General features: G+C 54.6%; 13 protein-coding genes and 1 rRNA gene. All 14 read left to right on the forward strand.

Features of this window, described 5'->3' with window-relative positions; translation table 11 throughout:
• The first annotated feature begins 67 nt into the window (after positions 1–67).
• Positions 68–724: a GntR family transcriptional regulator gene (locus tag JMJ95_RS08350; protein WP_290684449.1), complete on the forward strand. Its 657-nt coding sequence runs from the start codon at positions 68–70 to the stop codon at positions 722–724.
• A 155-nt stretch (positions 725–879) separates the two neighbouring features.
• Positions 880–2,013: a DegT/DnrJ/EryC1/StrS aminotransferase family protein gene (locus JMJ95_RS08355; RefSeq protein WP_290684451.1), complete on the forward strand. Its 1,134-nt coding sequence runs from the start codon at positions 880–882 to the stop codon at positions 2,011–2,013.
• A 216-nt stretch (positions 2,014–2,229) separates the two neighbouring features.
• On the forward strand, positions 2,230–2,925 hold the full coding sequence (locus tag JMJ95_RS08360; protein WP_290684453.1) for a zinc metallopeptidase: 696 nt from the start codon (positions 2,230–2,232) through the stop codon (positions 2,923–2,925).
• A gap of 101 nt (positions 2,926–3,026) precedes the next feature.
• Complete coding sequence (locus JMJ95_RS08365) at positions 3,027–3,704, forward strand: DUF6391 domain-containing protein (RefSeq protein WP_290684455.1); 678 nt, start codon at positions 3,027–3,029, stop codon at positions 3,702–3,704.
• Positions 3,701–5,038: an RsmB/NOP family class I SAM-dependent RNA methyltransferase gene (locus JMJ95_RS08370; RefSeq protein WP_290684457.1), complete on the forward strand. Its 1,338-nt coding sequence runs from the start codon at positions 3,701–3,703 to the stop codon at positions 5,036–5,038. Before JMJ95_RS08365 ends, JMJ95_RS08370 begins: the two co-directional genes overlap by 4 nt.
• Positions 5,031–6,197 (forward strand): PASTA domain-containing protein, encoded by a 1,167-nt coding sequence (locus JMJ95_RS08375; protein ID WP_290684458.1) that lies wholly within the window; start codon positions 5,031–5,033, stop codon positions 6,195–6,197. The genes JMJ95_RS08370 and JMJ95_RS08375 overlap by 8 nt, the downstream gene beginning before the upstream one ends.
• Positions 6,194–6,874 carry a ribulose-phosphate 3-epimerase gene (gene rpe, locus JMJ95_RS08380; protein ID WP_290684459.1) on the forward strand — a complete coding sequence of 227 codons (681 nt, stop codon included), beginning with the start codon at positions 6,194–6,196 and terminating at the stop codon, positions 6,872–6,874. The genes JMJ95_RS08375 and rpe overlap by 4 nt, the downstream gene beginning before the upstream one ends.
• Positions 6,867–7,808 carry a RodZ domain-containing protein gene (locus JMJ95_RS08385; RefSeq protein WP_290684460.1) on the forward strand — a complete coding sequence of 314 codons (942 nt, stop codon included), beginning with the start codon at positions 6,867–6,869 and terminating at the stop codon, positions 7,806–7,808. The genes rpe and JMJ95_RS08385 overlap by 8 nt, the downstream gene beginning before the upstream one ends.
• Positions 7,805–9,097, forward strand: a complete 1,293-nt coding sequence (gene rimO / locus JMJ95_RS08390; protein ID WP_290684462.1) for a 30S ribosomal protein S12 methylthiotransferase RimO — start codon at positions 7,805–7,807, stop codon at positions 9,095–9,097. Before JMJ95_RS08385 ends, rimO begins: the two co-directional genes overlap by 4 nt.
• The gene (locus JMJ95_RS08395; protein WP_290684464.1) at positions 9,066–9,545 is read left to right on the forward strand and encodes a phosphatidylglycerophosphatase A; all 480 of its coding nucleotides are present in this window, start codon (positions 9,066–9,068) and stop codon (positions 9,543–9,545) included. The genes rimO and JMJ95_RS08395 overlap by 32 nt, the downstream gene beginning before the upstream one ends.
• A 17-nt stretch (positions 9,546–9,562) precedes the next feature.
• Complete coding sequence (locus tag JMJ95_RS08400) at positions 9,563–10,777, forward strand: nicotinamide-nucleotide amidohydrolase family protein (RefSeq protein ID WP_290684465.1); 1,215 nt, start codon at positions 9,563–9,565, stop codon at positions 10,775–10,777.
• The gene (thpR, locus tag JMJ95_RS08405) at positions 10,774–11,337 is read left to right on the forward strand and encodes an RNA 2',3'-cyclic phosphodiesterase (RefSeq protein ID WP_290684466.1); all 564 of its coding nucleotides are present in this window, start codon (positions 10,774–10,776) and stop codon (positions 11,335–11,337) included. Before JMJ95_RS08400 ends, thpR begins: the two co-directional genes overlap by 4 nt.
• Before the next feature lie 56 nt (positions 11,338–11,393).
• A complete protein-coding gene (gene recA / locus JMJ95_RS08410) occupies positions 11,394–12,515 on the forward strand; it encodes a recombinase RecA (RefSeq protein ID WP_290684467.1) in 1,122 nt (373 codons plus the stop codon).
• Positions 12,516–12,791: 276 nt separating this feature from the next.
• Positions 12,792–12,855: ribosomal RNA gene (locus JMJ95_RS08415) — 16S ribosomal RNA — on the forward strand; the annotation flags it as partial.

Raw genomic sequence — 12,855 nt, forward strand, 5'->3', positions numbered from 1 at the left:
ACTGACTGTTATACAATGGATCTGGAAAACATCCGACTTCATGAAAAAACAGGGAGGTCCTTCAAACATGAGAGAACCGCGTCTTTATACAACATCGGCGGATTATGCCTACCAGGAACTGCGCCACCGCATTATAACAAAGCAGCTCAAACCGGGACAGAGACTTCCGGAAGTGAACATCGCAGTTCAGATGGGCGTAAGCAGGACCCCGGTGAGGGAGGCGCTTCGCCGACTGGCGAGCGAAGGACTGGTTATCATCATACCGAACAGCGGCGCCAGGCTTGCCGCTCCCACGGCGAGAGAGATCGAGGACACGTTTCTTGTGCGGGAACAGCTTGAATGCCTCGCCATTCGCCTCGCGGCGGAACGAATCGGCGACAGGCATCTCCGGAGGCTGGAAGAGGCTCTTGTTGAAGAGGCCAGGGCTATCGAGGAGCGGGATCTGGAAACGTACCTCGAGGTTAACGAAGCCTTCCACAAAGCCGTCGCCGATGCGAGCGGAAACAGAGTCCTCGCGGAATACGTGGAAAATATCCTCGCGAGAACAAATGCATACGTCGTTTTTTATGATCCTTTCTATCAGAATGAGACTACTCCCACTGTCGATTCTCACAAGGAAATATTGGTGGCCCTCAGGGCGCATGACAGCGAAAAATCCGTCAAACTCATGAAACGCCACCTTAAGGAGTCCATTTCCGGACTCAGCCGTATCGTGAAGGATTGAGCCGGGAGTCTCTTCATGCTCTTCCCGGGCGGGGTTTCCCCCGCTCTTTTTTTGGGTGCGCCACAAAATGACCTGATTCTGTGAAGATACACTCAGAATCGTATTCCACGCGAGGAAAATTTTCTTCGCGAACGTTCAAGGAGGCACGCTTTTTTATGACCGCAAAAATCCCCACCCTGGATTTGAAGAGAAATTACGGAAGAATTAAAGACGAAATTCTGGAGGCCATCAACTCGGTTTTGGAAAGTCAGCATTTTATTCTGGGCCCTGACGTGGCCGCTTTTGAGAAAGAATGCGAAAGCTACCTCGGCGGCGTTTCGGCCATCGGATGCGCTTCGGGAACGGACGCCCTTCTCCTGGCACTGAAGGCACTCGACATAGGAGAGGGGGACGAGGTTATCACGACACCCTACAGTTTTTTTGCCACAGCAAGCTGCATCACCCGTCTCGGAGCGGTTCCGGTTTTTGTCGACGTGGATCCCGGGACCTTCAACATTGATCCTGTCAAGGCCCTTGAAGCTGTCACCCCGAAAACGAAGGTGTTTCTGCCGGTTCATCTCTTCGGCCAGATGACCCCTCTCGAGTCGGTGCATGACGCCTTTGCCGCCAGGGGTATAGCGATCGTGGAAGACGCCGCGCAGGCATTCGGGTCATGGAGAAAGGAAGGAAATAGTATCCGCCGGGCAGGAGCCTGGGGCAAAATAGGCTGCTACTCCTTCTTTCCCACGAAGAACCTCGGAGGATACGGGGACGGCGGCATGAACGTCACCCCTGACGGAGAGATCGCCGCCCGCCTCAGAAAACTCAGGGTTCACGGCGCCGGAACGACCTACTATCACGATGAAGTAGGGCTGAACAGCAGGCTTGATTCCCTTCAGGCCGCAATATTGAGGGTCAAACTCCGTCATATCGAGGAGTGGAACGAGGAGCGCCGTACCGTGGCGGGGAGATATTTCGCCCTCTTCGCCGAAAAGGGGCTGCTCGACACGGTGGTCCCCCCGCAGGAACTCGAGGGGAACTATCATATTTATCACCAGTATGTGGTCAAGGTGCCCCGAAGGGACGAACTGCTGGCATTTCTGGAAGGGGAGGGAATCACCGGCAGGGTTTATTACCCCGTCAGCCTCCATCTACAGAAATGCTTCTCTTTCCTGGGGTACTCGGAAGGTGATTTTCCCGTGTCCGAACAGCTCAGCAGGGAAACCCTGGCTCTTCCCGTTTTCCCGGAACTCACCATGGACGAGCAGGTACGGATAGTCTCGGCTATCGGACGGTTCTACGACAAATAAACCCTCAATCCGCGGGCAGAGGGATCTTTCAGGCCCCGGCGGCGCGAATTCACCTTATGCCCGGAGGTACTCCCTCTGCCTGAAAAAACTGCGGATGCAGGACAACTGACCAATATTGACCTAAATGCCGGAACCGTGTAAAATACCGATGGAGGAGCGTTGAAAGAGGAGTAATCTTTCTTCCATTGATAATGTCTTTCGACGGAGGTGGGACCCATGTTTCCATTTTTCTTTGACCCGACGATGATACTGTTGATTCCAGCCCTTCTCCTTGCCGTTTGGGCTCAGATGAGGGTGAAATCGGTTTTTATGCGCTACAGCGCCATTGGTTCCCGGCGGGGCGTTACTGCGGCTATGGCCGCCAGGCTGATTCTTGACCGTTTTGGTCTGCAGGATGTTCCGGTGAACCAGGTGAGAGGAAATCTCACCGACCATTATGATCCCCGGAACAGGAGCCTGAGCCTCTCCGACTCGGTTTACGGCAGCACGAGCATAGCTGCCATCGGCGTTGCGGCCCACGAAGTCGGTCATGCTATCCAGGACAGTGTGGATTATTCGCCGCTGAAAATACGAAATGCCATTGTTCCCGTGGTGGGGATCGGTTCTTCCATGGCTTTCCCCCTTTTCTTCATCGGCATTCTGTTTTACAGCCCAATGCTCATGGACCTGGGGGTGTTCCTTTTTCTGGGGGTCATTCTCTTCCACATCGTCACGCTGCCGGTGGAATTCGACGCAAGCAACCGCGCTCTGAAAGTTCTTGCCGATACGGGGATTCTCTCCACCGATGAAATCGGCGGCGCCGCATCCGTGCTCAGGGCTGCTTCCTGGACGTACATAGCCGCGACCCTCATGGCTTTTGCCCAGCTCATACGCCTTCTCTTCCTTCGCGGAATGTTCGGCAGCAGGGACTGAACCCCTGCGGCGGAGCTGGGATACCGTTTCAGCGTCAGCGAATAATGGAGCGGCTTCGGAAGTCGCTCCATTTCTTTTCCGGTGAAGAAAGGAAAAACCGAATGCCTCTTCTTGTTTTTGTCCTTTTCCTTTTCCTGTTTCCATTGCTGGTTTTTGCCGTCCTTCTCCTGCTTGCCCTTCTTCTGCCCATAGGGTTTACCGCGGCATATCTGCCGGGAATTCTTTTCTCTCCGGCGAAGCTGGCCGGAATTCTCTTCAGCCGAAGAGTGAGGGCAAACCACGGTCTTGCCCACGGGACGATCGCGGTGCTCGAAGAGCGATATGGTCCCCTTGACATCGAAGGGCTTCCCGATGAAGACGGATTTTCCCTCAGGGGAGGTCTCGACCCCGAGGAGGTGCTTGGGGCGGCGAGGAATGCCCTTCTTCGAATGCAGTCGGGCGAGATGTTTCCTCTCTTCAGGAAGAGGTGTCCTGCCGCTTCGGCCCTTGTTTTTTTCGGTGTCCTTGTCTGCCTGGTGCCGCTTGCGGTCCTTGGAGGTTTCAGCGCCATCACTGCGGCAGCGATTCTAATGTGTGTTCTTTTTTCCGCCCGTTTTTTCTCCCCCTGGATTCAGCGCCTGCTTACAGTTCCCCTGCAACCGGGGGATTTTGAAATTATCGGCGCTGAACCCCGAGATGAAAGGAGGAGGTTTCTCGGAATCGAAATGCTTGTGCCGTCGGCCGTGTTCATACGGACCCGTACAAGAGGAGAACCCCTTGTCGCGGAGGTGGTGTCATGAGGGGTATCGAAGCCGCCCTGTTCGTGTGGCGGGAAGTCCGGGCCGGGAAGTTTGCTTCCGAATCTATACGTCGCATCGCCGATTCACTGTCGCCGGGAGATCTTACCCTGGTCTCCTCCCTTGTGTATTCCGCTCTTAGAAGGCAGTTCCTCTGGAAAGAAATCTACAGCAGATTTCTCAGAACATCACCTTCCGGATTGTCCCAGTCTGCCGGCGATGCCCTGTGTATTGGTACGGCGGGCATTCTCGAGCTGAGAACCTTTGCCCCCAGGGTTCTGGTAAACGGCCTTGTCCAGGAACTGAAAAAGCAGGGTGACGACCGCGGCTCCCGTATCGTGAACGCTGTTTTGCGGCGAGTGGCCGAGGAAGGCCGGGACCAGATGAGAAAAATTGAGGTTTCCGGAGGACTGAAAGAGCAGTCTCTTATTTCCGGCATCCCGTCATGGGTTGCTTCTTCGTGGCGGAATGTCTGGGGAGACGATGGAAAGAAACTCCTCAAAATGATGCGGATACGCCCCTATTCGTCCTTCAGGATAACTGGAGAGAGTGACAGAGAGAGGATTCTCGGGCTCGCGCGGGAGAAGGGGATCCGGTGCTGGCAGTCTCCTCTGCTTTCCTCCTCCGTGCGACTGGCCGGGACCGTTTTTCCTCCTGAATTTCCAGGGTACGGAGAAGGCCTAGCCACGCCCCAGACTGAGTCCTCCATGATGGTTGCGGAAGTGATGAGAAAGATGCATAAAGGGGGGCCTCTTCTTGAAATGTGTGCGGGGAGAGGAGTGAAGACAGGGCATATATCCTCTCTTTTCCCGGAAACGCCCATGGAAAGTATCGAACTGTCTCCTGCCAGGGCGAAAGCGGCGGAAAGAGAGTTAGCCAGGACGGGAATGCGTGGAAAGGTCCGGTTAATCACCGGTGATGCTCTTCATACCTCCCCTTCTTTTGTTCCCTCCATGATTTCTCTTGATGCCCCCTGTTCGGGAAGCGGGACCTGGAACCGCCATCCGGAGGCAAAATGGCGCCTGACCCCGGAAAAGCTCGATTCCCTGGCATCCCTGCAGATAAATCTGCTGAAAAGGGCCGTATCCCTCCTTGCGCCGGGAGGCATTGTGGTCTACTCTACTTGTAGCCTGCTGAAAAACGAAAATGAAAACGTGGTCGCCCATGTCCTCTCGGAAGAGCCCGGGCTGGTGGAACTTTCCTTTCCCTTCGGCGGAGCGCTTTTCAGGAAAGGGCGGCCCTGGGGGACATACATGTGGCCGGAACTGCCATGGATCGATGGATTCTACATGGCCGTGATCATGAAAAAATCGGGAGGGAAAACTGTTGATGGGTAGAATCTTCCGCTGGGCCGTGGTCCTGGTGATTCTTGTCATTCTCATATCGGGCAGCGTGGCTTTTTACACCGTGTTTTTCGGGGGGAAAGACCTCGTTATACCCCCCTTGCGGGAAATGTCCGTACTTGACGCGGTTGACGAGGCTGAGCGGATCGGTCTCGAAGTGAAAATAGAACAGGTTGAATCCTCCATACCTGCGGGAACAGTTCTTGCCCAGTGGCCGGAAGCAGGAACAAAAGTCCGAAGGGATAAAAGCATAATTCTGAAAATAAGCCAAGGCGGGAATAAAAAGGCCGTTCCCGACCTCAGGGGGCTTGAGAACACCCAGGCACTGAAAAAAATCCAGGAGCTCGGCTTTACCGCAGGAGATACTGTAAGAATCCATGATGACAACAGGCCGGCTGGAACGGTCATTGCGCAGAACCCCGCCGTTCCCGCCGTGGTTGACGATTCCAGGAAAATCGATCTTCTCGTCAGCCTCGGACCTGTTCCAAAAGACGGCCGCATTCCTGTTCCTGACATCGCACAAAGGGACGAGGAGACGGGAAAGGATCTCCTTGCCCAGAGCGGTCTGAAGTTCGGGGGAACGGAATACGTCTCGACCCAAAACACGCCGGAAGGAATGATCATGTCTACGAAACCCGGGGCGGGAACCATGGTGAGACCGGGTGATACCGTGCAGATCGTGGTTGCCGCGAACAGAAGAAAAGAAGAACCGCAAAAGCCTGAAACCCCGGTTGTCCCACCTGGTTCCGCAGGCCGGCCCTCTGGCGCGGTAGTGGTCGAGGAACCTCCGGTCCAGACCCAGCCGAGACAGGTCGGACCTGCGGGGCCCGTGCAGACAGTTCTTACCCCACGGCAGCAGGAACTGGCAGGAGCAACGGGGCTGCCTTCAGGGACACCGCCTGCTTTCGCCCCTGCCGCCGCCCAGACAGGTCCTGCGGCAACCGGCACCGCAAAGATCAGGTACCAGGTGCCCCCGCTTACGAAGCCGCTCGACCTGAAGATTGAAATGGTCGACGCCACGGGGACAAAACACATTTTGGGCCGGGATGTCAAAGGTGGAGAATTCATCTCTCTTGACGCTCCATTTGTGCGCGAAGGGGTTGTCACCATATATCTTGGGGGGGAGTTCGTCTGGCAGGAGCGCTACAAATGATGAGAGAGGTTCTTTTTGCTCCATCCCTTCTCTCGGCTGACATTCTCGATGTCCGGTCTTCCATTGCCGCCCTGAGAGGAGAGCATGACTGGCTTCATGTAGATGTCATGGACGGGGTCTTCGTCCCGAACATTACGTTCGGCCCTGGTTTTGTTTCCGCACTCAGGAAACGGTACCCCGTTGAGGTGCTGGATGTCCACCTTATGGTAGAGCATCCGGACAGGCTTATCGACTCTTTCCTCGACGCAGGTTCCGACTATCTCACGGTTCATCTCGAAGCCGACCGGCACATCCACCGGACCCTTACGATGATTCGTGAAAGGGGCGCAAGAGCCGGAGTATCCATCAATCCGGGGACGCCGGAAGAACTTCTTCGCCCCGTTCTTCCTCTGGCGGATCTTGTCCTGGTGATGTCAGTGAACCCGGGATTCGGAGGGCAGTCTTTTATCCCTTCTGCTCTCGAAAAGACAAAGTCGTTGTGCAGATGGCGGGAAGCGAGCCATTACAATTACCGCGTTGAAATGGACGGCGGAATAGGCTGGGGCAATGCCGCCGAAATCGCGCTCGCCGGCTGCGACGTTATTGTTATGGGAAGCGCTGTGTTCGGCGCTCAGGATCCTGCCCTGTTTTTGCAGGAGATCAAGCTGAATGTTAAGGAGGCAATCGCCCATGCCTGAGCATCGGGAAAACACTTTGCAGGACTTGGGGAAGGAAGTCAGACGCAAGAGAGAGGAACTCGGGCTCAGCCTGAAGGATGTTCATGAAGGAACAAAGATCAGGATGCAGTTTCTCGAAGGAATAGAACGGGGAGACTTCTCGGAATTTCCTGGAACGGTCTACGTTCGGGGTTTTATACGGAATTATCTTCAGTTTATCGGGGCGGAAGAGTTTTGGGCGGACTATCTGCCCGTACTTTCCGAGGGGACGGAAAAAGTCCGGGAAGAGGAGCCTGCGGTAGTTGGTTCGTGCACTCCTCCAGCGAAAGGGTTCAAGCCTGCCTCCAGGTTCTGGATATTTGCCATACTTCTTCTCGTGGCTGTCGGGTCGTCGTGGTACGTCTGGTATACCTGGGACCGGAACGGGGCCCCTTCCTTTGCGGTCCGGGGAGAAAACAGCGAGGAAAACGGCGGAACTGTGGACGAAACTGCCCCGGGGAATGCCGTGGCCGAAACAGCCTCACGGACAGCCGCCGGAGAATCTTCCAATGAAGCCGATCCGAACAGCAGGGAAACCCTTTCCGCCGATCTGTCTGCCGTTCCCCTTGCGGGAATGACGCCTCCTCCTAGCGCTGCCGAGCTTGTTGGCGCCAATGCTTCCCAGACTCCTACGGCCGTTCCGGAGAAGAAAAAGGACAAGGAGCTTGTAATCGATGCGAACGGAGACTGCTGGGTTCGGGTGAGACAGGGAACAAAAACCCTGTATGAACGTACCCTGAAAGCGGGTGAATCTGTTTCTTTCACTGTAAAGGAGCGGATTGAGGTTACCTACGGACGAGCTGGTTCAGTCAGGACGCGGTGGAATGGGGAAGATCTCGGCAATCCCGGAACCACCAGGGGCGTGGAGAGAATTTTTTATGCTCCGGATGGAACCACCGGAAGGATCGCCAGGTGAAGCTCTGTTTAATCAGCCTGGGGTGCTCCAAGAATTCGGCCGACAGCGAAAACCTCATAGGTCTTCTTGAGGCATCCGGAGTTGAAGTTGTCGGCGACGTCGACGAAGCCGACGTCGCTTTGGTGAATACGTGCGGCTTTATACAGTCTGCCGTGGAAGAGAGCGTCAACGCCATTCTCGATCTTGAACTGCTCAAGGAACAGGGAAAACTCAAAAAAATCGGCGTCGTCGGCTGCCTTGTCAACCGGTACGGGGACGAACTAAAACATGAACTGCCTTCGGTGGACGTGTGGGCGAAGGCGGAAGAGTGGGGCCTTGTAGTTCGCTCTCTCGGACTTATCCCCGAAGCGAATCCCGCGAGAGGGATGCTTCCCGAAACAAAGCCGTGGTCACGATACCTTAAAGTCGGCGAGGGATGCGACACCTTCTGTTCCTATTGCACCATACCCTCAATCAGGGGAAGGGCAAGGAGCATCGGCATTCCCAAGCTGTCCGCCATGGCCTTGGATCTTGCTGAAAACGGCGCCAGGGAAATCTGCCTTGTGGGGCAGGATCTGACAATATACGGAAGAGACCTTTACGGAGAGCCCCGCCTCAAGGAATTGCTTGCCGTTCTGGACAGGGAGCTCCCCCGGGATGTTTGGATTCGTCTCCTGTACCTGCACCCCTCAAGAATCGACGAGCGGTTTATCGATTTTGTCGCGGGACATGACAGGATTCTCTCTTACCTGGACATTCCCGTCCAGCATATAGACCCAATGATACTGAAACGTATGAACCGGCCCGCCGACGAAGAACATATACGGCGTATTTTTTCCTATGCCCGAAAGGCCGACCCGTATTTCGCTCTCAGGACGACAGTTATGGTGGGTTTCCCCGGGGAAACGGAAACCCAGTTTTCAAAAGTACTGAATTTTCTTGAACATGCTATGATAGACCGGGTCGGCGCCTTTGTTTTCTCCCCTGAAGAGGGGACTCCCGCCGCCGCCATGGAGGACCGTGTCTCTCCCGAAATAGGGGAAGCCCGCTACAGGAGGCTCATGGAGCTTCAATCGGAAATCTCCCTGGAGAGACAGAAGCTTTTCGTGAAAAAAAATCTCAGGGTTCTGGTCGATGAAATGGATGAAGAAGACGGTACGGCCTGGGGAAGATCCTACAGGGAAGCTCCAGAAGTCGACGGTCTGATTGCCATATCCGGGGGAACAGCCCTGGAAGAAGGACAATTTGTGGAGGTGCGGATAACGGATGCCGCCGAACATGACCTTTTTGCGGAAATTGCCGGGGAATAAGGGTTTTTTCTGGTGTGCGGCCACGCTCTGCGGCCTCGGCTTCTTTACTGCCATGCCGGGAACAGTGGGATCGGTCATCGCTTTCCTGTTATTTGCCCTCTATCCTGTTCCTTTGTCGGGAATACTCGCTGTGATCGCTCTTGGCGTCTGGGTCTCTCACCGATATTCAGCGATGGAAGGAAAAACTGACCCTGGAGAAGTCATCATCGATGAAGTCGCGGGTACCTGGATTGCCATGTACGGCCTGCCGTCCGGTTTTTTTCTTCCAGCCCTATTCCTCTTCAGGGTTTTTGATATCCTGAAACCTTTCCCGATAAACGCATCGGAAAAACTGCCCGGAGGATGGGGAATAATGGCTGACGATATTGTGGCCGGCATACTGGTTAATATTGTTCTTTCAGTCATCCGATGGCTGTATTTCGGCGGAGGCTGGAACTTCCTTTTCTGACAGGAGGAGACGTTCAATTGAAGCATGCAGTACTGATCGCCATTGGTGATGAACTTCTCAGCGGCATCCGCCGCGAAGGTAACTGTTCATGGCTCGCCTGGCGGCTGACCAGAGCGGGCTGGAAAGTTGACTGTATAGAGATCCTCCCCGACGGAAAAGATTCCCTGTCAAAGTACCTGAAAAACTGGGTGGGAACAACCGATCTGCTGGTTCTTTCAGGGGGTCTTGGTCCTACTCATGATGACTGTACACGCGAAGCACTCTCTTCCTTTCTCAAGGTCCCTCTCGAAACGGCGGACGATGCCTACGATAAAGTTATAGCCCGATACCCCGCCGACATGCGGATTTTATTGGAAAAATGCCGGGATACTCAGGGGACTCTCCCCCGGGGAACCCGGGCAGTGCATAACCCCCAGGGGGCCGCCCTCGGAATCGCCTTCGAAGTTTCCGGAACGAAGGTCTTTGCCTTTCCCGGTGTGCCTTCCGAATACCGCGCCATGGCAGAACAGGAACTTGCCCCGGAAATGGCTACGATCAGGAACGGGACAGCGTCAGTCCTGGTTGCGGGCTGGCCTGAAAGCCTGCTGAAGGACCGTCTTGCGCCTGTCATTTCAAGGCTGGAGCTTCATATTTCCATCCTTCCTTCACCCGGTCTTGTCGAAATTTTTATGCGGGGCGATCCTGAAGATGTCGTCAGGGCTGAAAACGAAGTACGGCTTCTTGTGCCGGGAGACTGTCTCCCACCCGGCGCCCGTTCTCTTGAAGAGGCGGTGATACAGGGTGCGGCACGACGGGGCCTTACGTCAGCGTGCGCCGAGTCCTGTACGGGAGGACTGGTAGGGGCGGCTCTTACCGCAATTCCCGGAAGTTCGGCCGTTTTTTTCGGCAGCGCAGTATGCTATAGTAACTCCGCGAAGAAAAGCATACTATCAGTAAGTGATGATACTCTGAAACGATGCGGCGCAGTCAGTTCCCAGTGCGCCGCTGAAATGGCGGAAGGAGCGCTCCGCGTTTTCGGAACGGACGTGTCTGTTTCGATTACCGGAATCGCCGGTCCGGAAGGAGGTTCCGCCGACAAGCCCGTAGGAACCGTCTGGTTCGGAATCGCCGGGAAGGGAAGTACGAAAGCGGTGGAAAAACTCTTTCATGGGGACCGGAACGACATCAGGGGCAGGGCTTCCATGTTCGCTCTTCAGTGTCTCTGGCGGAAAGTCTCTGAGACTGAAGAATGAGCGCCCCGGTAGTTCGTTCTTTCGTCTGCATTCCTCTTCCCGAGCCCGTCAAAAGCACCCTGGAGAACATGGCTGCCGTGATCAGCCCGAACTATCCGGGGCTCAAATGGGTTGGAAGGGAACAATACCATATCACCCTGAAATTTTGCGGAGAACATCCTGTTTCAGTTCTCGAGAAATTCAAAAAAAACGCCGAATCAGCCATTTCCGGAAACAGACCGGGAACGATCCGCCTTCGGCTCGGCCTGCCCGGAGCCTTTCCGGGCAGAGATCGTGCCCGAATTTTTTTTGTCGGTATAGAAGATAAGGGGGGGAACATTGAAAGACTGGCGGCCCTGATTGAAAAAGCGGCTGCAGAAGCCGGCATGGAGAAAGAAAACAGGCCCTTTCACCCTCATGTAACCCTGGCGCGGACCAGGCGGCCGGAACGGCTGGAATTTCCCGATTTCACTGATGAAAAACATGTCGAATGGGATGCTGAAACCATTCTTTGGATGAAAAGCGAGCTTCGGCCCAACGGTCCTGAATATTCCCAGCTTCAGGAATGGCGCCTTCGGTAATGTTTATTCCCGGTCGACGGCCCGGAACAACATAAAAATGAAAGGAGTGGTTTTGTTTGGCGAAAAAGAAAACCCCCCAGACCCGGGAGGATGTTCTTGAGCAGGCTATTGAAGACATCCGCAGCAAATTCGGCGAAGGATCAATTATGAGGCTCGGAGAGTCCTTTAAAGCGGCGGTGGAGGTTATTTCCACCGGAATTCTTCCTCTTGACGTAGCCCTTGGAATAGGCGGACTCCCCAAGGGAAGAATAGTGGAAATCTTCGGACCGGAAGGCTCGGGCAAAACAACGGTTGCTCTCCATGCGGTCGCGGAGGCACAAAAGGCCGGAGGCATAGCAGCCTTCATCGATGCCGAGCACGCCCTGGACCCGAGGCTCGCATCCACCCTCGGGGTGGATGTCCAATCGTTGTACATTGCCCAGCCGGACAGCGGTGAACAGGCGTTGTACGTTCTTGACACCCTTGTAAGGAGCAGCGCCGTGGACATCGTTGTCGTGGATTCTGTCGCCGCCCTTACGCCCCAGGCCGAAATCGATGGAAAAATAGGCGACAGCCAGGTCGGGCTTCAGGCCAGGCTCATGTCCTATGCCCTCCGAAGACTAACGTCGGCAATTTCCAGGAGCAACTGCGTCGTCGTGTTTATCAATCAGCTGAGAGCGAAAATCAGCACGGGTTACAGCCAGGGCCCCCAGGAAACGACCACCGGAGGAAGAGCCCTGAAGTTTTACAGTTCCGTGCGGATCGAAGTCAAACGGGGCAAATCCATTACGAAGGGCGACGACACCATTGGACACGAACTTTGGATGAAGGTCGTGAAAAACAAGCAGGCCCCCCCCTTCAAGACAGGGCACTCCTCTCTCGTATACGGAAAAGGAATCCCCAGGGGCATATCCATAGTGGACATGGCCATAGACTTCGACGTTATAAAAAGAAAAGGATCCTGGCTTGCATACAAGGGTGAAACCCTCGCCCAGGGCAAGGAGGCCGTGGCCCAGTATATTGAGGAACACCCCGAGCTTCTCAAGGAAATTGTCGACGAGGTGCTTTCACTCGCTGCCGGAGGATTCGATCTCGGCCTACCCCCCAGTGAGCCTGTGCTTGCCGAAGAGAATGAGGACGAGGAACCTTCCCTCAATATCGAAGAAGGCATTCTCGACCTCGACGAGGAAGAAAAATAAATTGGCGTTCTATTTTGATAAAAGCAGATATAACATCCTGTGCGCTTCTTATTGTAAGGTTTATGGTTAACTATAAAAGTCATTTTTATTATTTGTTCTCAGTATGGACCTAGAAGTAAGCATTACGTAATATCATAGTTTCTTTTAGAGAGTGTTGACAGACTCCCCTCGCTCGAGTATTATAACCGGGCACTCTGGCGATGGCCAAGTGATGTGACAGAACCTTGACAGATTTATAGGAGAAGGAAAGAGGTAAAAGGGCGAGCCTTGAGTAAAGTAATTGAGAGTTTGATCCTGGCTCAGGACGAACGCTGGCGGCGTGCTTAACACATGCAAGTTG

The sequence above is a fragment of the Aminivibrio sp. genome, from assembly GCF_016756745.1.
Classification (GTDB): Bacteria; Synergistota; Synergistia; order Synergistales; family Aminobacteriaceae; genus Aminivibrio.

Coding starts and splice junctions, on each gene's coding strand:
- JMJ95_RS08350 (WP_290684449.1), top strand. CDS start 68: ATGAGAGAACCGCGTCTTTATACAACATCGGCGGATTATGCCTACCAG.
- JMJ95_RS08355 (WP_290684451.1), top strand. CDS start 880: ATGACCGCAAAAATCCCCACCCTGGATTTGAAGAGAAATTACGGAAGA.
- JMJ95_RS08360 (WP_290684453.1), top strand. CDS start 2,230: ATGTTTCCATTTTTCTTTGACCCGACGATGATACTGTTGATTCCAGCC.
- JMJ95_RS08365 (WP_290684455.1), top strand. CDS start 3,027: ATGCCTCTTCTTGTTTTTGTCCTTTTCCTTTTCCTGTTTCCATTGCTG.
- JMJ95_RS08370 (WP_290684457.1), top strand. CDS start 3,701: ATGAGGGGTATCGAAGCCGCCCTGTTCGTGTGGCGGGAAGTCCGGGCC.
- JMJ95_RS08375 (WP_290684458.1), top strand. CDS start 5,031: ATGGGTAGAATCTTCCGCTGGGCCGTGGTCCTGGTGATTCTTGTCATT.
- rpe (WP_290684459.1), top strand. CDS start 6,194: ATGATGAGAGAGGTTCTTTTTGCTCCATCCCTTCTCTCGGCTGACATT.
- JMJ95_RS08385 (WP_290684460.1), top strand. CDS start 6,867: ATGCCTGAGCATCGGGAAAACACTTTGCAGGACTTGGGGAAGGAAGTC.
- JMJ95_RS08395 (WP_290684464.1), top strand. CDS start 9,066: ATGACCTTTTTGCGGAAATTGCCGGGGAATAAGGGTTTTTTCTGGTGT.
- thpR (WP_290684466.1), top strand. CDS start 10,774: ATGAGCGCCCCGGTAGTTCGTTCTTTCGTCTGCATTCCTCTTCCCGAG.